Annotated in this window: 19 protein-coding genes; 10 read left to right on the top strand and 9 right to left on the bottom strand. The window is 65.6% G+C overall.

Features of this window, described 5'->3' with window-relative positions; translation table 11 throughout:
* Window positions 1–69: 69 nt before the first annotated feature.
* On the top strand, window positions 70–639 hold the full coding sequence (locus D5687_RS05550) for a DUF302 domain-containing protein (RefSeq protein WP_125198780.1): 570 nt from the start codon (window positions 70–72) through the stop codon (window positions 637–639).
* 332 nt (window positions 640–971) lie between these two features.
* Here the strand turns inward: D5687_RS05550 and D5687_RS05545 are convergent, their stop codons facing one another.
* On the bottom strand, window positions 972–1,925 hold the full coding sequence (locus D5687_RS05545; RefSeq protein ID WP_125198779.1) for a LysR family transcriptional regulator: 954 nt from the start codon (window positions 1,923–1,925) through the stop codon (window positions 972–974).
* A 233-nt stretch (window positions 1,926–2,158) separates the two neighbouring features.
* On the opposite strand from D5687_RS05545, the gene D5687_RS05540 reads away from it, so the two are divergent.
* Window positions 2,159–2,683, top strand: coding sequence for a DUF4124 domain-containing protein (locus tag D5687_RS05540; RefSeq protein ID WP_125198778.1), 525 nt, complete (start codon window positions 2,159–2,161; stop codon window positions 2,681–2,683).
* Between the two features lie 180 nt (window positions 2,684–2,863).
* A complete protein-coding gene (locus tag D5687_RS05535; protein WP_125198777.1) occupies window positions 2,864–4,570 on the top strand; it encodes a proline--tRNA ligase in 1,707 nt (568 codons plus the stop codon).
* 83 nt (window positions 4,571–4,653) lie between these two features.
* Here the strand turns inward: D5687_RS05535 and D5687_RS05530 are convergent, their stop codons facing one another.
* From D5687_RS05530 to D5687_RS05520, 3 genes are read right to left on the bottom strand one after another with little or no spacing between them, the layout of a single operon-like run.
* Complete coding sequence (locus D5687_RS05530) at window positions 4,654–5,442, bottom strand: efflux RND transporter periplasmic adaptor subunit (RefSeq protein WP_125198776.1); 789 nt, start codon at window positions 5,440–5,442, stop codon at window positions 4,654–4,656.
* On the bottom strand, window positions 5,439–6,896 hold the full coding sequence (locus D5687_RS05525; RefSeq protein WP_125198775.1) for a TolC family protein: 1,458 nt from the start codon (window positions 6,894–6,896) through the stop codon (window positions 5,439–5,441). The genes D5687_RS05530 and D5687_RS05525 overlap by 4 nt, the downstream gene beginning before the upstream one ends.
* A gap of 51 nt (window positions 6,897–6,947) precedes the next feature.
* Window positions 6,948–7,508, bottom strand: a complete 561-nt coding sequence (locus D5687_RS05520) for a thioredoxin family protein (RefSeq protein ID WP_240031428.1) — start codon at window positions 7,506–7,508, stop codon at window positions 6,948–6,950.
* Window positions 7,509–7,784: 276 nt separating this feature from the next.
* On the opposite strand from D5687_RS05520, the gene wrbA reads away from it, so the two are divergent.
* The 4 genes from wrbA to D5687_RS05500 all read left to right on the top strand — a co-directional run bounded on the left by wrbA (window position 7,785) and on the right by D5687_RS05500 (window position 10,182).
* Entirely contained in the window at window positions 7,785–8,345 is a 561-nt protein-coding gene (gene wrbA / locus D5687_RS05515) for an NAD(P)H:quinone oxidoreductase (protein WP_240031427.1), read from the top strand.
* Window positions 8,345–8,773, top strand: a complete 429-nt coding sequence (locus tag D5687_RS05510) for a DUF2069 domain-containing protein (RefSeq protein ID WP_125198773.1) — start codon at window positions 8,345–8,347, stop codon at window positions 8,771–8,773. Before wrbA ends, D5687_RS05510 begins: the two co-directional genes overlap by 1 nt.
* Window positions 8,774–8,775: 2 nt before the next feature.
* Window positions 8,776–9,597 carry a UTP--glucose-1-phosphate uridylyltransferase GalU gene (gene galU / locus D5687_RS05505; protein WP_125198772.1) on the top strand — a complete coding sequence of 274 codons (822 nt, stop codon included), beginning with the start codon at window positions 8,776–8,778 and terminating at the stop codon, window positions 9,595–9,597.
* A 102-nt stretch (window positions 9,598–9,699) separates the two neighbouring features.
* Window positions 9,700–10,182, top strand: coding sequence for a peptidylprolyl isomerase (locus D5687_RS05500; RefSeq protein ID WP_125198771.1), 483 nt, complete (start codon window positions 9,700–9,702; stop codon window positions 10,180–10,182).
* Between the two features lie 120 nt (window positions 10,183–10,302).
* Here D5687_RS05500 and D5687_RS05495 read toward each other — a convergent pair whose 3' ends face one another.
* Complete coding sequence (locus D5687_RS05495) at window positions 10,303–11,097, bottom strand: BPSS1780 family membrane protein (RefSeq protein WP_125198770.1); 795 nt, start codon at window positions 11,095–11,097, stop codon at window positions 10,303–10,305.
* Window positions 11,098–11,180: 83 nt separating this feature from the next.
* On the opposite strand from D5687_RS05495, the gene D5687_RS05490 reads away from it, so the two are divergent.
* Window positions 11,181–11,936 carry an HAD family hydrolase gene (locus D5687_RS05490; RefSeq protein ID WP_125198769.1) on the top strand — a complete coding sequence of 252 codons (756 nt, stop codon included), beginning with the start codon at window positions 11,181–11,183 and terminating at the stop codon, window positions 11,934–11,936.
* Window positions 11,937–12,340: 404 nt separating this feature from the next.
* Window positions 12,341–12,769: a CZB domain-containing protein gene (locus tag D5687_RS11250; RefSeq protein ID WP_158611763.1), complete on the top strand. Its 429-nt coding sequence runs from the start codon at window positions 12,341–12,343 to the stop codon at window positions 12,767–12,769.
* 18 nt (window positions 12,770–12,787) lie between these two features.
* Here the strand turns inward: D5687_RS11250 and D5687_RS05480 are convergent, their stop codons facing one another.
* The 3 genes from D5687_RS05480 to D5687_RS05470 all read right to left on the bottom strand — a co-directional run bounded on the left by D5687_RS05480 (window position 12,788) and on the right by D5687_RS05470 (window position 17,162).
* Complete coding sequence (locus D5687_RS05480) at window positions 12,788–13,426, bottom strand: HPP family protein (protein ID WP_125198767.1); 639 nt, start codon at window positions 13,424–13,426, stop codon at window positions 12,788–12,790.
* Window positions 13,427–13,531: 105 nt separating this feature from the next.
* Window positions 13,532–15,082: an exodeoxyribonuclease I gene (sbcB, locus tag D5687_RS05475; protein WP_125198766.1), complete on the bottom strand. Its 1,551-nt coding sequence runs from the start codon at window positions 15,080–15,082 to the stop codon at window positions 13,532–13,534.
* A 55-nt stretch (window positions 15,083–15,137) separates the two neighbouring features.
* Window positions 15,138–17,162, bottom strand: coding sequence for a lytic transglycosylase domain-containing protein (locus D5687_RS05470; RefSeq protein ID WP_125198765.1), 2,025 nt, complete (start codon window positions 17,160–17,162; stop codon window positions 15,138–15,140).
* 174 nt (window positions 17,163–17,336) lie between these two features.
* Between D5687_RS05470 and gluQRS the strand changes: the two genes are divergently transcribed.
* Window positions 17,337–18,260 (top strand): tRNA glutamyl-Q(34) synthetase GluQRS, encoded by a 924-nt coding sequence (gene gluQRS / locus D5687_RS05465; RefSeq protein ID WP_125198764.1) that lies wholly within the window; start codon window positions 17,337–17,339, stop codon window positions 18,258–18,260.
* A gap of 43 nt (window positions 18,261–18,303) precedes the next feature.
* Here gluQRS and D5687_RS05460 read toward each other — a convergent pair whose 3' ends face one another.
* Window positions 18,304–19,119: a rhodanese-like domain-containing protein gene (locus D5687_RS05460; protein WP_158611762.1), complete on the bottom strand. Its 816-nt coding sequence runs from the start codon at window positions 19,117–19,119 to the stop codon at window positions 18,304–18,306.
* Between the last annotated feature and the right edge of the window lie 129 nt (window positions 19,120–19,248).

Below are 19,248 nucleotides of genomic sequence, written 5' to 3'. Positions count from 1 at the left end.
GCGCAGATAATCGATTCCGTCGAAGTCAGCTTGGCTTCAAGACGAAAAAGCACACAGGGAGAGTCTCACATGCACAATTTTCTCAAGGTATCGATCCTCGGCGCCGCCATCCTGACACTGTCCGGCTGCGGCTTCATGTCCGTCAAGGACAACCTCGATCCGAAGGCGATGGACATCTACAGCGAGATGTACGACAAGTTCGTCGAAAGCGAGGGTGACCTGGGCGCGGCCACCGTCTGGCATATGGAGGTCGATGAGGGCCTGGGTCCGGACGACATCAAGACCAGCATCGAGTCGGCCGCTGTCGGCAGTGGCTTGGCGAATGTTGGGGAGATGCCGCTGTCCAAGCAGATCGAGCTCGAGACGGGCGAAGAACAGCGCTACCTGATGATCTACCAGTACTGCAGCCCGCAGATCGCCCGCAAGGCCGTCAACTTCAGCCCGTACTTCTCGGCCTACCTGCCGTGCCGCATCAGCGTGGTCGAAGACGAAGAGGGCCGCTTCCATCTCTACAGCCTGAACATGGACATGTTTGTTCACGGCGGCAAGGAAATGGATCCGGAATTCAAGAAAGACGCCATGCACGTTCGCGACACCATCTGGAAGATGATGGAGGCAGGCGCCAGCGGCGGCTTCTAAGCCCCGTCCGGTTGATCGCCCTTCGGGGCGATGCCATCCAGCCCGGCCGGGTCCGCCCGCGCCGGGTTTTTTCGTGTGTGCAAAATACAGATGACACCGCCGGCAATGGACCGGTCTCCTTGGCCCAGCAAGGCCAGAGCGAACGGCTTAAGCCCGCATTGCTCGATCACGCCCTCTGTTCATGCCTCACCTAACAGCGCGCTCATCCCCGATTCTCGGGCAGCGCTCCCTCGGACACCGCCCCTCCCCGGGGACTCACACAACAAAAAACGCCCGGAGGCGACCCTCCGGGCGTTTTCTCGCTTCGGCTGACTCGAACAGAACCAGCCGGGTCAGGCCTCTTCGCCGTTGGCCGTGTGCTGGATCACTTCCAGGTCATGCATCGGCGTGCTCTCACGGCAATAGTGACGCGAGAACTCCAGCAACTGCTCCATCGCCGGCAGGCGGAACTTGTGACGCTGGCGCACGAAGGAGAAGTCACGGTACAGCCGCGGCTTGAGCGGCACGGCCGTCAGCAGGCCAAGCTTGAGTTCCTTGCTGATGCCCGCCGATGACATGATCGACAACCCCATGCCGGCCTCGACGGCCCCCTTGATCGCCTCCGGGCTGCCCAACTCCATGCAGACATCCCAGCCCTCGGACTGACCCTGCTCGTCCATGTAAGAGAGGACCACCTCGCGTGTGCCCGAGCCTTCCTCGCGGCAGATGAACGGGTATTTGGCCAGTTTCTCGACCGGCACGCCCTCATCACCATACCCGGCGAGCTCGTGCTCCGGCGGCATGATTACCACTAGCTCGTCGCGGCGACAGGTCTCGACCAGCAGATTCTTGTTGGTGACGCTGCCCTCGACCAAGGCCAGGTCGACCACGTTGTGCTCGACCATCGAGACCACCGATTCGGTGTTGCCCACCTTCAGGCGCACGGACAGATCGGGATGCTCCTGGCGGAAATTGCCCAGCAACGCGGGCAGCATGTTCTCGGCCACCGTCATGCTCGCACCGATATTGAGCGCCCCGCCGATCTCCCCGGTCATCTCCTTGACCCGTCGGTCCATCTCGTCATAGAGCTCGAATATCCGTTCGGAGATCTCGTAGACCGTGTGCCCGACGTCGGTGAGCGTCACGCGGTTGTGCGTTCGGTCGAACAGGCGGGTGTCGAAATGCTCTTCGAGCTGGCGAACCTGAAACGTCACCGCCGGCTGCGTCATGTGCAGCGCCTCGGCTGCCTTGGTAAAGCTCAGCAGGCGGGCAACGGTATTGAAAACCTTGAGGCGACGATCGGCCATTGGTTCAGTCTCTGTTCCGGTAAACGATAAAGGGGCGCGATAAACTGAGCAGAGAGTGTATCAAGCCACCTTGTGCTTTGCGACCAACACCCGCGCGCAGCAAGCACCACACAAACGCCTCGTCGAGGGCTTTTCAGGGCCGATCAGGCGGTTTATGCTCCAACGGGCAATGCGCCTGTTCGCGCAGGGGTAGACTCGTCACTGGATCGTTCATCACATCGGGACCCGACATCATGCAAGGAATCGCAGCACATCCCACTCCCCCGGCCCACCAGGGCAAAAGGGTCGGTCGCGCCATCGCCACGTTGACGGTTGCGCTGGCCGTCGCCGTCATGCTGGCCGTTACGTCTAGTCCCAGCGAGGCGTCCACGATCTACAAGTCCGTCGACGAGCGTGGCAACGTCCAGTTCTCGCAGACTCCGCCCAAGGATCGCCCCTCCCAGGCCCTCGAGGCCGGCGGCGCGGACCCTGCCCCCAGCGCGTCGGCGAACGAAACCAAGGACGAAGAGACACCGCCAGTGGACGGCGACAAGGCCAGCGACCCGGCCACCGAGGTCAAGGTGGTCGATCGGGAAAAGGCGCGGGAGACCTGCCGTCAGGCGCGGGAACAGCGCGAGGCGGTGGCCAACAGCGGCAACCGACTGATGGTCCAGGACGAAGACGGCAAGTATCAGCCGATGAGCGAAGCGCAACGTACCGAGCGACTCGAGCGACTCGACGCGATCATCGAAGAGGCCTGCAGCGCCGCCGAGGAATAATCCCCTGCCGATCGTCACAGGTAACGGCCGCCGCGAGCGGCCGTTCTCGTTTCCAGATCCCTTGTGCTTGATTCTCTCGACGCCCCGGCGCCCGGCTCGGTACAATCCCGGCCTGCCGTGAACCGGTGACACTGACACAACACACCGGCCTCCCCGCTTTCCAACACGAACGAGACCCCCATGCGCGCCAGCCACTTCGCCATCAACACCATGAAGGAAACCCCGGCCGAAGCGGAGATCGTCAGCCACCAGCTGATGCTGCGTGCCGGCATGCTCAAAAAGCTGGCCTCGGGGCTCTACACCTGGTCGCCGCTGGGTCTGAAGGTGCTGCGCCGCGTCGAGACGATCGTGCGCGAGGAAATGGACGCCGCCGGGGCGCTGGAGTTGCTGATGCCGGCGGTGCAACCGGCCGAGCTGTGGGAGGAATCGGGTCGCTGGCAACAGTACGGTCCCGAGCTGCTGCGCCTGACCGACCGGCATGGGCGGGATTTCTGCTTCGGACCGACCCATGAAGAGGTGATCACCGACTACGCCCGCCGCGAGCTCAAGAGCTACCGCCAGCTGCCGGTGAACTTCTACCAGATCCAGACGAAATTCCGCGACGAGATCCGGCCGCGTTTCGGCGTCATGCGTGCCCGCGAGTTCGTCATGAAGGATGCCTACTCCTTCCACGCCGATGCCGAGTCGCTCGAGCAGACCTACCAGCTGATGTACACCGCCTACAGCCGCATCCTCGACCGGCTGGGACTCGCCTGGCGCGCGGTGGTCGCGGATACCGGCTCGATCGGCGGCAATGCCTCGCACGAGTTCCACGTGCTGGCCGACTCCGGCGAGGATGCCATCGCCTACGCGGTGGATGGCGACTACGCCGCGAACGTCGAGATGGCTCCGACCTTCCCGGCCACGCAGCCGCGCCCGGAGCCAGCCGAGACCATGACCGAGGTGGCCACGCCAAACGCGCGCACCATCGAGGAAGTGGCCGCCACACTCGACCTGCCGGCCTCGCGCACGGTCAAGACCCTGCTGGTCACCGGCACCGAGTCAACGGCAGTCGCGCTGGTCCTGCGCGGCGACCACTCCCTCAACGAGATCAAAGCGACCAAGCACCCGGCCATCGCCGAGCCGCTGACCTTCGTCGACGAGGCGGAGGCACCCAAGCTGATCGGCGCCTCGGTCGGCTCGATCGGCCCGCTCGGTCTCGACATCCCGGTGATCGCCGACCACGCCGCGGCCGCCCTGAGCGATTTCGCCTGCGGGGCGAACAAGAACGGCTATCACATCACCGGCGTGAACTGGGCGCGCGACCTGCCCGAGCCGGAGACCGCCGACCTGCGTGACGCGGTTGCCGGCGACCCGGCTCCGGACAACCAAGGCAAGCTCGATATCTGCCGCGGCATCGAGGTGGGTCACGTCTTCCAGCTCGGCGACAAGTACAGCCGGGCGATGAACTGCGAGGTGCTGGGGGAGGACGGCAAACCGATCACCCCGCTGATGGGCTGCTACGGCATCGGGGTCTCGCGCATCGTCGCCGCCGCGATCGAGCAGAACTTCGATGAGCGCGGCATCCGCTGGCCCCAGCCGATCGCGCCCTTCACGGTCGTCATCGTGCCGATCGGTGCCAACAAGGATGCCAGCGTGATGGAACGAGCGGAGTCCATCTACGCGGATCTGCGCGCACGCGGCATCGAGACCATCCTCGACGACCGCGGCATGCGTCCCGGCGCGGCCTTTGCCGACTGGGAACTGATCGGCATCCCGTTGCGCGTGGTGGTCAGCCCACGGGGGCTCGCCGCCGGTCAGCTCGAAGTGCGCCGCCGCGATGCCGAGGCCAACGAGGACATCGCCGCCGACGGCCTGTTCGACTGGCTGGATGCGCATCTGGCCTGATTGGCCAACGCCGGCAGAAATCAAAACGGGGCGGGATGATTCATCCCGCCCCGTCTCTTTAATCGTCCAACCACCATTGGGGTTCAGTCGTCGGGCAGCTCCAGCGTGACCGACTGGCCGGCCCGCCAGCCGTCACCCCGTTCCACACGTACCCCCAACTCGTACTGCACCGGCCCGTCGCCATCGCTACGCACGCGAATGGCGTCGACCGATCCGGTCCGACGTTCATCGCCCCGGACTACCGTGACCTCATCGCCCAGCGCCAGCGAACCCAGCTGGTCGGCGCTTACGCGTGCCGTGGCCAGCAACTGGTCGGCCCGCGCGATCTCGATCAGGGTTGGCGGCGTCAATTGCGGCGAGACCACCTCGCCTACCGCGGCGTCCACTGACAGGATCTGCGCGTCGAACGGCGCCTCTAGGCGGGCCTGGTCACGCTCCCAGGCCCGGAGTGCGGCCTGCGCGCGCACCCGGTCGCGCTCGCCCTCGGCCTGCTCACGGGCAATCACCGCCAGGGCGCGCTCGGAATCCGATCCGACCGTCCGATCATAAAGCGCCTGCACACGCTCGGCGTCCAAGGCCGCCTCGTCGGCGGCCAGGCTCAACCCCTCGATCTGTGCGGCGGCCATGCGGTGGCGCTGATCGAACGGCGTGGCATCCAACGCCAACAGCAATGCGCCTGCCTCGACCCGTTCGCCGGCACGAACCGGCACCGATTCCACCACCCCGGCAACCGGCGTCGACAGCGCCACCCGGTCGGCGAAATTCAGCTGCCCCTCGACCTCGACGGCCCAGACCGGCCCTCCCAGACCGATGGCCAACAGGGCCACGGGCACGGTGAGACGACGCGCCCACCCCGAATCGATATGTTTCATGATGCTTCCTCCGTGGTGATCTCGCCGTCGGCTTCCTCGAGGTTGTCCCCGGATTCGCCCATCAATACCGCGTCCAGCGATTGATTGGTCAACAAGGCAAGCTCGGCCCAGCGCATGGCCAGAGCGTAGGTGGTCTGCATGCGTTCGAACTTGGCCATCGACATCTCCGCCATGGCATCCCCCAGATCGGCGGCCTTTTCCATCTGGTAGAGGGTCTGGTTGCGCATGAAGTTGAGCTCGGCGTAGGTGTCCAGTGCATCGATGCGCTGCTGTCCAATCGACTGGTGCACGCGGATCATCTCCACCAGTTCGGTGGCGTAACGGCGAATGTCGGCCTCGCGCTCGGCCATGCGGGCGACCACGTCCATGCGCTCGGCCTGCGCGGCGGCGATCTCGGCGTTGCGGGCACCACCACGGAACAGCGGGAATTCCAGGTAGACGCCGGCGCGGAACGGGTCGCGGGTGGCCCCTTCGCGGGTGTAGTGGTCGTCGTTGATCTCGCCGTGAACGCTGGGCAGGTTGCCCGCGCGCGCCGCGGCCAGGTCCGATTTGCTGCCGTCATGCTGGCGGCGCAACGCATTGAGCGCCAGGTCTTCGTCGAGGGCGGTCTCGATCAGGTCGCCCACCGCCGGCACGTCACGTTCGAACAGCGTCCCCAGCGACGGCGCTTCAAGCTCGCGTGGCAACTGCCCCGGGCGGCCGGCAATCTCGGCCAGGTGGCGGCGGGTCAGCCGCCGATCGGCATCCGCCCGGGCGCGCTGGAGCATCACCTCCTGGTAATCGCGCTCGAACACCGCGATGTCGTAGTCGGATGTCTGGCCCAGCTCGCGCCGGTCGCGGGCCCGGTCGTAGCGAATGAACAGGATCGCCATGCGCTCGTTGAGTGCCTGGTAGCGCTGGTCGGCGAGCAGGACATCGAAGTAGGCCCGTAGCAGTGCCAGGCGCTGGCGTTTCCGCTCATCCATCAGGGAAAGCCGTTCGCCGACCAGGCGGGCCTCGGCGGCGGCTTCGCGGTCCTGCTGCCGACCGAAGTCGAACAACTTCTGCCGCAGGGAGAGCCCCGCCCGGTGGTCGTCGTGCTGGTCGTTCTCGACCGCGAGATCCCCCGGTTCGACGTAGCGCAGTCGTCCATCGACCATCACCTGCGGTCGATTGGACGAGCGGATCATCTGCTGTTCGGCGCGCCGACGTTCATAACGTGCCCGCGCCGCCACCACGCCGTACTGGTTGTCCAACGGCAGGGCCAGCATCTGCTCGAACGTCAGGGCTTCCGGCAGCGCCTCGGCGTTGATCAGCCCCTCCTCACCAACCGACGGTGGCAGCGGCAGGTTATCCGCCGCCCCCGCCGTCGCAAGAGACGCGCCGACGAACAGGCATGCCACCATTGGCCCCAGGGCGGTCAACCGCGCCCAACCAGCCGACCGGCTCGCGCCGAAAAGTCGCCGTTCCACCATGCTCGTTGCCTCCCTGCCGGATCGCCACGCCGCCCTGGGCGGCGCAGACGGTCACTGCTTCTTGTACTTGAAGAAGTTCATGCCCGGCTCCTTGTAGGCACCGGAGGCGAAGAACGCCATCAATTGCCGGAATTCCTCGGGCGATTGGGTCGGGCCGGTATAGCGCAGCGCCGGCTCGCCTTCGGTGTCGAAGAAGATCATCACAGGCGTGGCGCGCACACGGTATTTCTTGAAGGCAAAATCCTTCTCCTTCATCTGCTCGCCGTCGGGGGCGGTCATCATCACGTCACCCTCGATGTCGATGCTGACCGTGACGAAGTGCTCCTTGATGTACTCCTGCACCTCGGGGTCGGTAAACACCTGGGTCTTCATCCGATGGCAGAAGGGGCACTCGTCCATCTCGAAGAAGGCGAACACCCCGGCCTTGCCCTCGTCGCGGGCCTGCTCGACGTCGGCCTGCAAGTCCTTGAACGGATCGTCCCAGAAGCCCTCGAGCTCCTGCGCATGACCGGTGGGCGCAAACGCCAACCCGACGGCCACTACCAGTGCTCCGCCCAGCGCGATCAGTCGACCGGTGACCGAACGCACGGCGTTCATCGGTTGATGCTCCATGTGTCCCATTCGAAGGCTTGTCACTTGGCTTGCAGTCATCGCCGTATCCTCTCGATGTCACCGTGTCCTGCGCACACATGCAGCAAGACAGATAGTGGGCTAACAATCAAACCGGATCGCGGATTTGTCAATACATCTCGGCTCGATGGCACCGGCACTGACTTCATGACCAATCGGCTCGGCGCGCCGAGAACCGACCGCGGCTCCCTCCCCGTGGAGGTTATTGCTAGACTGGCGCGAGGCGCAATCGCGTTACCACCCCTGCCGGAAATTCCCGTGGACATCCTGATTCTCTACTACAGCCGTACCGGCAACACCGAATCGCTCGCCCGCCAGGCCGCTCGCGGTGTCGAACAGGTCGAGGGCGCCCAGGCCCGACTGCGACGCATCCCCTGCCCCGATGGCCACCAACCGACCGACGGCGACCCCGAGGTGAGCCTCGAGGATCTGCGCGAATGCCGCGGGCTGCTCCTGGGCAGTCCGACCTATTTCGGCGGCATGGCCTCGGCGGTCAAGCGCTTTCTCGAGGACACCAGCGGGCTGTGGTTCCGCGGCGAGCTGGCCGGTCGGCCGGCCGGCGTGTTCACCTCCACGGGGTCGATGCACGGTGGCCAGGAAACCACCCTGCTGTCGATGATCGTGCCGCTGATCCACCACGGCATGCTGATCACCGGCATTCCCTACCAGCAGCCGGAACTGGCGCACACCCAGACCGGCGGCACCCCCTACGGTGCCAGCCATACCGCCAACGACCATCCCCGGCTCAGTCGCGACGAGCGCGAACTCACTCGGGCGCTGGGCGCCCGGGTCGCCACGATTGCCATGCAACTGATCTGATGTTTGCCGGTCACACCAGCGAAGGATTGCCGATCTGGCCAGTGCGGGTAATGGTGCTCGGGCTGCTCGCCGTGATCGCGGGGTATCTCGGTCTGTGGTTCGCGGGTCGCGCCGAGATCCGCCCGACGGGCCTGACCACCATTCTGATGCTGCTGCCGGCGATCGTCGTTTTACCCGGCCTGTGGCTCGGGCATTACAAGACCATGATCTGGGCGGCGTTGGTCGCCCTGTTTTACCTGCTGATCTCGGCCACCGATGCCTGGGCCGTGGCGGCCGATCGCGGCTGGCACCTGTTGATCGCGGCCGCTTCGACGCTCGCCTTCCTGGCCGCCTGGTGGCACAGCATCAAGCGGCGGCGATACCTGAAGGCCCGAAACACGGTGGCCCGTAGCCGCCCCGAACAAACAAACTTCAAATCAGAGGACTGACGATGATCGACAAGTGCCTGTTTCCTGCCGCCGGGTATGGCACCCGGTTCCTGCCCGCCACCAAGGTTATGCCCAAGGAAATGCTGCCGATCCTCGACCGCCCGCTGATCCAGTACGGTGTCGAGGAGGCCTTTGAGGCCGGCATGACCCAGATGGCCATGGTGACCGGGCGCGGCAAGCGGGCGCTGGAGGATCATTTCGACGTCAACTACGAACTCGAGCATCAGATCCGCGGCACCAAGAAGGAGTCTCTGCTCGCCTCGATCGACCGCCTGATCGACAACTGCACCTTCTCCTACACCCGCCAGCTGGAAATGCTCGGCCTGGGGCACGCGATCCTGACCGGCGAGCGTCTGATCGGCCACGAACCGTTCGGGGTGGTCCTGGCCGACGACCTGTGTGTCGGCTCGCCGGTCGGAATCATGGCGCAGATGGCCACCATCTACGAGCGCCACCAGTGCTCGGTGATCGCCGTCGAAGAGGTCCCCGAACAGGACATCCACAAGTACGGCATCATCGGCGGCACCCCGATCGACGACGACGTCATCCAAGTCACCGACATGGTGGAAAAGCCCAGTGCGGAGGATGCGCCGGGCAATCTCGCCATCATCGGCCGCTACATCCTGACCCCGGACATCTTCGACATCCTGCGGGACACCCCGCCGGGCACCGGCGGCGAGATACAGATCACCGACGCCTTGCGCGAGCAGGCTGAACAAGGCAAGGTGATCGCGTATCGGTTCAAGGGACGGCGTTTCGACTGCGGCAGCCCATCGGGCTTCGTCGCCGCCACTAACCACTTCTATCACCTCAGCACGCGCTAGGGCGCCAGCCCGCGCGTCCGGGGAATCTCTCATCGATCCTGACGTCGCAGAAGGATTCGGAAGCGTCCCCGACATTCACAGCCGTCCACGCGAGGCAAATCAATGCAAGTTCAAAACGACCACGTCGTTTCCATCGACTACACCCTGAAAAACGATGCCGGAGAAGTCATGGACAGCTCCGAGCAGACCGGCCCGCTGGCCTACCTGCACGGCCACCAGAACATCATCCCGGGCCTGGAGAAGGCGCTGGACGACAAGGCGGTCGGTGACACCCTGTCCGTCTCGATCGAGCCTGCCGATGCCTACGGCGAGCGCAACGAGGAAATGATCCAGACCGTGCCGCGCTCCATGTTCCAGGGCGTCGACGAGATCGAGCCGGGCATGCGCTTCCAGGCCCAGACCGAAGGCGGCGTCACCGTGGTGACCATCAAGGACGTCAACGGCGACGAGATCACCCTCGACGGCAACCACGAACTCGCCGGCGAGACCCTGCACTTCGACGTCGAGATCAAGGACGTGCGTCCGGCCTCCGAGGAAGAGATCGAGCACGGTCACGTCCATGGCCCGGGCGGTCACGAGCACTGATCGAGCGCGGCGATCCGGACGCGGTCCGGAACGACCAAGAAGAAAAGGCAGCGTGCTGGCACGCTGCCTTTTTGTTTGCCTGAAGATCACCTGGATGGGCCCGGCGCGGCCCGCGCAACCTCAGCCCACCTCGACGTGCGGCTCCTCGGCCGGAAAGATGGAGACGTAGGCGGCATACAGCGCCGCCCATGCCCAGGGCACCAGCAGGATCGCGCTCAACCCCGCGGTCAGGGGTATGGTCATGAACAGGGCAAGCCAGATCAGGCCGAAAATCAGCATCGGCAACCAGTTGATCCAGACGGCGCGAAAGCTGGTCACCAGCGCCGCGGTCAGACTCGCCTGGGCGAGCACCACCCGCGGGATGGCGAACAGCATCGCCGAGAGATAGAGCACGTAGATCACGATGACCGCCAGCCAGATACCCATGGCCGACCCCGAGGTCAGGATGGGCAGCAATTGCGACAGGCGTTCGCTGTCGGTGGTCTCAGGGTCGTTCAGGGCGGCCATACCGCCCTCCGGCATTGCCGCGGTGAGAAAGGCCGCCAACAGAAGCAGGATGGCGAGGTTCACCAGGATCGTCACGCCACCCAGCCCCAGCAAGGGGCGCCACGGCGCCTGCCCGGAGAACTGCGAGAACAGCAGATCGAAACCGATCGGCTGCTCGCGGGCCAGCGGCTCATCTTCGGCCCGCTCGAGGATCTCGGCGATGCGGGCAAAGATCACGATCACGCCACCGCCGAGGATCGGTGCGATCAAATAGCCGGCCCCCATGCCGATCAACGGCACGAAACTGGTCAGGAACACCAACAGGTACATCAGCAGCACGCTGCCGATCACGAGACCCGGGCGGGTCTTCAAAAGCTGCCAGCCACCCGCAATCCAGCGGGCACCGGAACTGGCCGGTCGTTTGCGCATTGAGTAGACTCTCGTTCGTTTCGATTCTCGACCCGTCTGTCGACGGACGGGCCCAATGGTAACCACAAACGCACGGACCCCGCATGCTGCACGCAATCCTTTTCGACGTCGACGGCACCTTGGCCGACACCGAACGCGACGGCCACCGCGTCGCCTTCAACCTCGCCTTCCGCGAGGCCGGGCTGGACTGGCACTGGGACATTCCCACCTACGGCGAGCTCTTGACCGTCACCGGCGGCAAGGAGCGCATCCGGCACTTCATCGACACCCATGCCCCCACGCTGCCCGCCGTCGATGACCTGACCACCTGGATCGCCGGGTTGCACAAGGCCAAGACGGCGCATTACCTCGAGCTCTTGCAGCGCGGCGAGATCCCGCTGCGCCCCGGGGTAAAGCGACTGATCGACGAGGCCCGTGATGCCGGCATGCGCCTGGCCATCACCACGACCACCACCCCGGAGAACGTGACCGGCCTGCTGCGCGCCACGCTGGGCGATGACAGCCCCGACTGGTTCGAGGTGATCGCCGCCGGCGACATCGTCCCGAAGAAAAAGCCCGCCCCGGACATCTACACCTGGACGCTCGAGAAGATGGACTTGGCCCCGGGTGAAACCATTGCGCTCGAGGACTCGGCCAACGGGGTGCGCTCGGCCTGCGCCGCCGACATCCCGGTCCTGGTCACGATCAACGACTACACCGCCGGGGACGATTTCGACGGGGCAATTGCCGTGCTCTCACAGCTGGGCGAACCGGGCGCCCCCGCCGAAACGCTTGCCGGCCCCGCCCCCGACAACGGCGTGGTCGATCTGCATTATCTGGCCGGGCTGATGGACGGCTAGTCCGCATTCGATACCGCCCTGGCGACATCAAGTCGTCATGGCCGAATGTTCGAATCAGCCTGTCAGGGCGAAATGAAATCGCTTAGGGAAGGTCTGCACGAATAGCCAATGCCTCTGGCTTACCGGCTTCTTCGCCATCAAGGCGCCGATTCGAAGGCGGGCCCAATATGATAACGAGGGCCCGGCGAGAATCGGCAATACCGAGGGCGGGCAAGCCGGTAAGCCCCTTCGGGCGGGCCGCCAGGCGCCCATCTGCGGTGTTGCAGCGCTTGCCAATGGCGACGGCCATTGGGCGGCGCACTGCGCCTTGCATCTGGACGCCTGGCGACCCGCAGAGGCATTGGCTATTCCTGCAGACCTTCCCTAGACTGACCCCACGCCCCACACCGCAAGTGAAATCACTCATGAGTGCATCGTCCCCGAACCTGCCGGAACCGTTCGACTACCAGGCCTTCATCGACGGCTTCGAGGAAGTCACCTACTGGCATTTCGACTGGTACTCACGAATCATGGCGGTGCTGTTGTATGGCACGCCGCGGCCGGCACTGAGCGAGCATGAATGCCGTTTCGGCCGCTTTCTGGAAAGCCACGGCGCCCCGCCGGGACGTCAGGGCGAATTCAACAAGGTCCACCAACTGCACGTGCAGATGCACAAGTCCGCCGACACGCTGCTCACCAGCGCCGAAGGTGGCCAACAGGCCGAGCGGGAATCCTTTGACGAGTTCGTGGAACTGCAGAGCTTGTTCCTGGCCACCTGCTTCAACCTGATGCGCGATGCCTACAGCGACAGCTGTGCACTGGCGCAACGCCAAGGCACGACGCCGGCCATCTGACCCCCTACCGGAACGGTACTAGAGCCAGAGTTCGAGCGGCGCGTAGTTGATCAAGGTACGCAGGATGTCGCTACGCGTCACCACGCCGATGACCCGGGGCGGGTCTTCGGCCTGGTCGACGATCGGCATGCCACGAATGTCCTGTTCAAGCAGCACCCGGGCCAGTTCGCGGACGTTGGTCTGGGGGCCGGCCGTCAACACCTCGAAGCGGGCGATCGCCCCCACCGGCATCTTGGCCAGATCCGAGTAACGAATCCGCTGGCGCGTGATATCCCCCCGGGTGATGACCGCCTCGATGCGCCCGTCCTCCCCCATCACCGGCAACAGGCCGATGCGACGCTCGGCCATGAGGTCACGCGCGCGCCCCACCGTGTCGTTGATGCCAATGGTCAGCGCCGGGCGCGACATGATCTGCTCGGCCACCGACACCGGCGCCGGCTCCCGGTTGACCTGCCCGGCGGCCTCTCGATAGGCACGCAGCGAGTCACCCCGGGGGCTGCGAGCCTCACGATCCAGCGCGAACGGCGTACCGGCCTGGTCCTCGCGGACCGCCGGCGGCGGCTCGACCATCATCGGCGGGCGCAGCAGGCCGGGTGACGTCGCCTCGTCGATCGTCACCCCGTCGCTGACCCCGCGACCAAAGACCGTAAAGCTCATGCTGGATTCCTCGTGTTCCCTGTCCGGTTATCGGCCTGCCGCCCGTTCACTTGAGTGCAAGTGACTGAATTGCCGTCCCTTGGCTGCCGTCCGGGAAGTTCGGAATCACCTGCCGGCGCCGTTGGCCACCGCCCGCTCGCGTTCCTCGAGCCATCGCCGATATGGATCGAGCAGCGCGCGCTGTTCAGGCGACCAGTGATCATCGGTGGCCAGACGCTCGACCTCTGCGAACAGCGAGGGGAAGTCACGCGCCTTGCCGATGTCCGCCCCTTCGACTTGCTCGGTCCGCTGCCCGGGTCGCAATTGATCGACCAGCCGGCTCCTCCATCGTTCCGCGGTGGCCGCATCCAGCGCCTCGGGCAGATTGCGGGCGACAAAGCCCTCCACCAGGTCCGGCAGGCGCGGGTCCTCGAACGACCAGGCAAGCAGGTCTCGTGCATGAGCGATCGCGTCGTGCCGCGACCGCAGGCTCCGTGCGCGCCCCCACCAGTCCTCGAGGTGGCGCCGGTCGGCATTGGGCACGAAGCCCGCGTAAAGCGACTGTTCGGCCGGCCGGGGTGGGAACTCGCCCTCGGTCTGCGCCAACGCCCCCAACAGGCGTTCGCGCAGGGCATCGAAGTGACTCCGGAAAGACTCGGCATGCTCGTCGATCCGCCTGCGATCGATCACCATGCGCTGGGCCACCCCGTCGCGCTCGAGCGCCTCGGCCGACAGGACGACCGGCACCCGGTTGAGGTGAATCGACTTGATCGGCAGGCGCAGATCATCCCAGTCGCGTTCGGCATCGATTGGCGGGTTCTTCAGGAAGCGACGCTCGGCCCACTGCTCGGCATCCAGATCCAGCCAGGGCAGCGGGTCGAAGCGCAGGTCCCAGCATTCGCGCCGATTGCGGTTGTTGTCGACCTGACCGAAGGAGGAGAACATCGATGCCGAGGCCACCCTCGCCGGCAGACGTGGCGAGACGTGCAGGAAGGCTCCGTGATCGGGCTGATCGACCACCCGCGCCACCTCGCGCTTGTCCCTTGCCGCGAGCAGACGCTCCCACAGCGCCGGGTCGGCATCGCGCAGGGCCCGTGCCAGGTCAATGGTCGCCTCGACGTCGCTGAGCGCGTCGTGGGCGTTCTCGTGCGTCAGCCCGTTGGCCGCCGACAGCTCGGACAGCCGCAGCGTCGGCCGACCGTCACTACCGACCGGCCAATTGAGTGCATCCGGCGCCAGCACCCGGTAGGCGCGTGCGGCGTCCAGGACATCGAAGCGGCTGTTGCCGTCGGCCCATTCGTGGCGATAGGGGTCGAGCAGATTGCGCCAGAACAGAAAACGCAACATCGGGGCATCGAAGCGCAGGTTGTTGAATCCCACCACGCAGGTGTTCGGTTGGCTCACCAGCCGATGGATACGGTTGGCCAGATTCGCCTCGCTATCGGCCTCGGCCAGCACCGGGGCATCCGGCAGCAGGCCGGTGGTCATTACCGCCGCCGGGTGCGCCAGGCAGTCCTCTGGGGGACGCGCGTACCAGACCACCGGCTCGCCGATCGGCTCGAGCGACATGTCGGTACGGATGGCCGCGAACTGCAGGGGGCGGTCAAAGACCGGGTCGGCCCCGGTGGTTTCCAGGTCGAAAAACAGGAAGCTCGGTGGCGTGGTGGCAACAGACAAGGGCCCGACTCCATGGCATCAATGAATTAAGTGAATCAGTCCGAGTGATTCCGGGTCATTTCTGATCATCGCCGGGCCTAACCACCGACAGCAACTCGCCCAGGCGTCGCGGCTCGCCGGTCAGCCGCCAGCGGTAGGTCACCATGCCCGCGAGCACCGCCTGCGCATAGGCGCGGGTCTCGTCGAACAGGATCGTGTCGACCCAGACATCACCGGGCAACGGGACCTCTGGCAACCACCCCTTGATGCGACCCGGCCCGGCATTGTAGGCGGCGGTGGCCAGCGGGTAGCGGCCTTCGAACCGTTCGGCCATGTGCCCGATGTAGGCCGTGCCCAGCGCGATATTGGTGCCGGGATCCGCCAACTGACTCGGCGAGACCCCCAACCCCGCCTGCCGATTGGTCCAGCGTGCGGTGGCCGGCATCAGTTGCATCAGGCCCTGCGCGCCGGCACCGGAGCCGATGTCGCGCATGAACAGGCTTTCGCGGCGCATGATCGAGTAGACCCATTCGGCCGGCACGCCTTGTCGCTCGGCCTGTGCCTCCACGAGTGCCCGGTGCGGCATGGCAAAGCGGGTGGCGTACCACGCCGGATCGTGCAGCTTGTCCATGCGGGCAATCACCACCGAGGCCCGGTCGTGCCAGTCGGCCTGGTCGGCGAGGTAGGCAAGCGCCGGCAGGACGTCGTCGCCCAGCCCGTCGATCTCGTGATTGAACAGGCGACGGGCGTCTTCGGGACGATCGAGGCGATGGAGGGCAAAGGCGAGCGACAGCCAGGGATTGTCGACCAGCGTCGCGACGGCCTCGTCTGACGGTGTCGGCGGCTCGCCTTGGGCCCCGGGCAAGGGGTAGCCGATGCCAAGCCGGTCCGCAGCCAAAAAGCCGTGATAATCGGGGGTGCCGGCCAGCTCGCGCCAGACCGTGCGCGCGGCCGTCGACTGCCCCAGGTGATCGTCGGCGACGGCCCGCCAGTAACGCCACTCGCGCCGCTCGCGCAATTCCTCGGGCATGGCATCGATCGACGCCTTGACCCGTGACCAGTCCAGATGCCGCAAGGCCGAGCGCACGGTCCAGGTCCAGACCTCCTCGTCACGAGCCGCCAGTGGCACCTCGGTCAGCCATTCATGCGCCTGCGGCTCGTATAGATAAGCGGCCTTGAGCGCGGCCAGTCTTGCCACGCTGCCGGCCTGCTCGGCATCGATCAGTTCCTGGGAACGAGCCCGGGAAAGCGACTCACGGGCACGCGCCGGTTCGCGCTTGGCCAGCCAGAGCAGTCCTTGAGTAATCTCCTCGGCATCCCCCTCGGCCTCGATCAGCGCCGGCACGGCCGTGGCGGGACGATCACGCAGGTCCATCCAGCGGTCGCGGTAGGCCGCAAGCCCGGTCGGCCCCTGGCGGACGAGGTAGCGCGCCAGACCATCATGACCCGCTTCGACGGCGGCACGCACGCGCGCCCGGTAGGCCGATTCGTCGAGATAGCCATTGGCATCAAGCCAGTCGAATGCCGGATCACAGGCCTCCGGCTGGCTGCGCCCGCGCTCCCACACCGCCAAGGCAGCGTCGGCCTGCTCGTCGCTCAAGACGTCGTCGAGCGTCAGCTCGGCCTGCCAGTAGGCGCACTGGCGCCGGGTGCCGGGATCGATTTCTGGGGCGCGATCGAAGACAAGCCGGTACTCGCCCCAGGCCTCGGTTTCGGCCAGGTGATCCAGGTATCGGCGCTTGAGTCGCGGCATCAACGGGATCTCGGGATGCTCTCGCAACCGGGCGGCCACGGCCGACGGTTCCTGCTCAACCCGCTCGTGCAGCCACTGCACTGCCAGGTACGTTGTCACCTGTTCGCCGTGACGGGCACCTTCAAGACCCGTCAGCGCCTGATCCAGGCCGTTGCGATCGCCACGCTCGATCGCCTCGAGGGCGGTTTCCAGCTTGTCATCCAGCGCAGAGCCCATGGCATCGCTGGGTTCGTTGGCGCCGCCCAGCGCGGGAACAAGGGGCAGCGCGAGCGTCAACAGCAGGGCGGACCCCTTGGTGAAGCCATGGGCGAAAACGCGAGCGGAAGCGGGAACACGGAATCGGAACATATCGATACTCTACGACATCGGGGGCGACGGACAGACAACCAGGCTTCGGGACGGGCACGGCCCGACTCAGATCACGTCAGGACGTGGACTGCCCCCATAGGATGCGCCAATCGGCCTTGAGTTCGCCGCCATCGAGCATTACATCGGAATGCAGCACCCAATGCAGGCACAAACATGACCACCAGCACGACCTACCATGGCCGTTTCGCGCCAACGCCCTCGGGGCCGCTGCATGCTGGCTCGCTGGTCGCGGCGTTGGGGAGCTTTCTGGATGCCCGAGCCCACAGCGGGCGCTGGTCGCTGCGCATCGACGATACCGACCAGGCGCGCAGCCGTCGTGACGCGATCGAGGCGATCCTCGAACAATTGCAGGCCCACGGGCTGGCCGTCGATGGCGAAGTGATCTTCCAGAGCGAACGCACTGCGCGCTACGAAGCCGCCCTGGCGCGGTTGGAATCGGCCGGACGGGTCTATCGCTGCAACTGCACACGCGCTCGGCTGCGCGACTGGGCCGAACAAAACGGGCAAACGATCGGGGCGATCGGTCCGCTCTACCCCGGCTTTTGCCGCGAACAGCCTGCCGCGGCTCACGAGCGTCATGCGTGGCGATTCCGAGTGGGCGAGCACCGGCGCACGGTGGCCGACCGACGTCTGGGCGAAATCACCCAGCGCCTGGCCACCGAGGTGGGCGACCCGGTCCTGCGACGAGCCGACGGGCCGATTGCCTACCACCTGGCCAACGTGGTCGATGACGACGAGATGGGCATCACGCAGGTGGTGCGCGGCGAAGACCTGGCCAACCTCACGCCGCTGCACGTGGAACTCGCCGAGGCGCTCGAGCTACGCGTGCCGGGTTACCTGCACCTGCCATTGGTCAATGGCCCGGACGGGCGCAAGCTGAGCAAGACCAACCACGCCGCCCCGCTGGATAACCAGCGGGCCGTGGAGAACCTTCGCCAAGCGGCGGGCGTATTGGGGTTGGACACCGCCATGACCGACCGGGAGACGGTGGCCGGCTTGCTGGAACGCTGGATTAGCGAATGGCGCGATCGCGCCCCCGCGGATCGCCAACCAGCAACGACGCAATCCGCGGGATGAGCGGGTCGACCTGACCGGGTCACGCAGCCGGCGATTGGCGCCGTTATTGCAACCCCATGCCTTCGTAGATCTTGCTGGCGCCGCCTTCGAGGAACCAGTACTGCGCGACGCCCTGCTCCTCGAGGTAATACTGCAGCCAGCGCACCTGCTTGCCGGTGGCATCGACAAAGAACATTGGCCGCTGATCCGTCATTGCCGCCTGCACCAGCCAGCCGAGCTCCTGGTTATCGTTGGTCAGGGGAACGTGACGGTCCCGCATCTGGAACAGCGACACTCCCTGGCGCTGATCCTTGCTGCGGATATCGATGATCACGGGATCGATACTCGACTGGATGCGCGCATAGAAGGCGTCCTCGTCGAGCACGCGGCCCTTGAAGGCCTCGTCGGCGATCAGCTGGTCGGCACTTTGCAGCGGCTCGCCCAGCAGGACCGTGTGCTCCGGGTGGGCCTGCGCCCAGGCGAATACACCAGCGTCATAGACGCGCGCGTCCGCCACCCCGGCCTCCTTGGCCTTCAGCGCCGCCTTGTAGGAGACCGCGCAGGTCACGCCATTGCAGTAGAACACCAGGGGCTGCCCCGATTCCTCGGCCAGGGCCCGTACGGAATCGTTGAAATCACGCGAGGCAAGCGGGATCGAGACGGCATCCCGGATATGCAGGGTTTCGTACTCGTAGGGCGAGCGCGCATCGACCACGGTCACGGCATCCAGCGAGCCCGCCAACTCCTCGGTTTCCACCGGCGGCACGCCGACCGAGGCGTACTTGTCGCGCAGCGGGAAATCTTCCGCGACGGCCGGGCCGGCAAGCAGCAACGCCACGCCTAGCACCAAGGCAGCCGGCAGCCCCTTTAACGATTCCACTCGCCCAACGATTCCCTTCGAACTCCCTGCGATCGGCATGCGCGTCCCTCCTCATGTGACAAACCGAATGCAGGCAACATACCCCCTTGTACTCGATCGACGCAATACAGAGACGATCTCCTTCATGAG

This window comes from Guyparkeria sp. SCN-R1, assembly GCF_003932495.1.
Classification (GTDB): domain Bacteria; phylum Pseudomonadota; class Gammaproteobacteria; order Halothiobacillales; family Halothiobacillaceae; genus Guyparkeria.
This window is presented reverse-complemented; position numbering and strand designations above follow the sequence as displayed.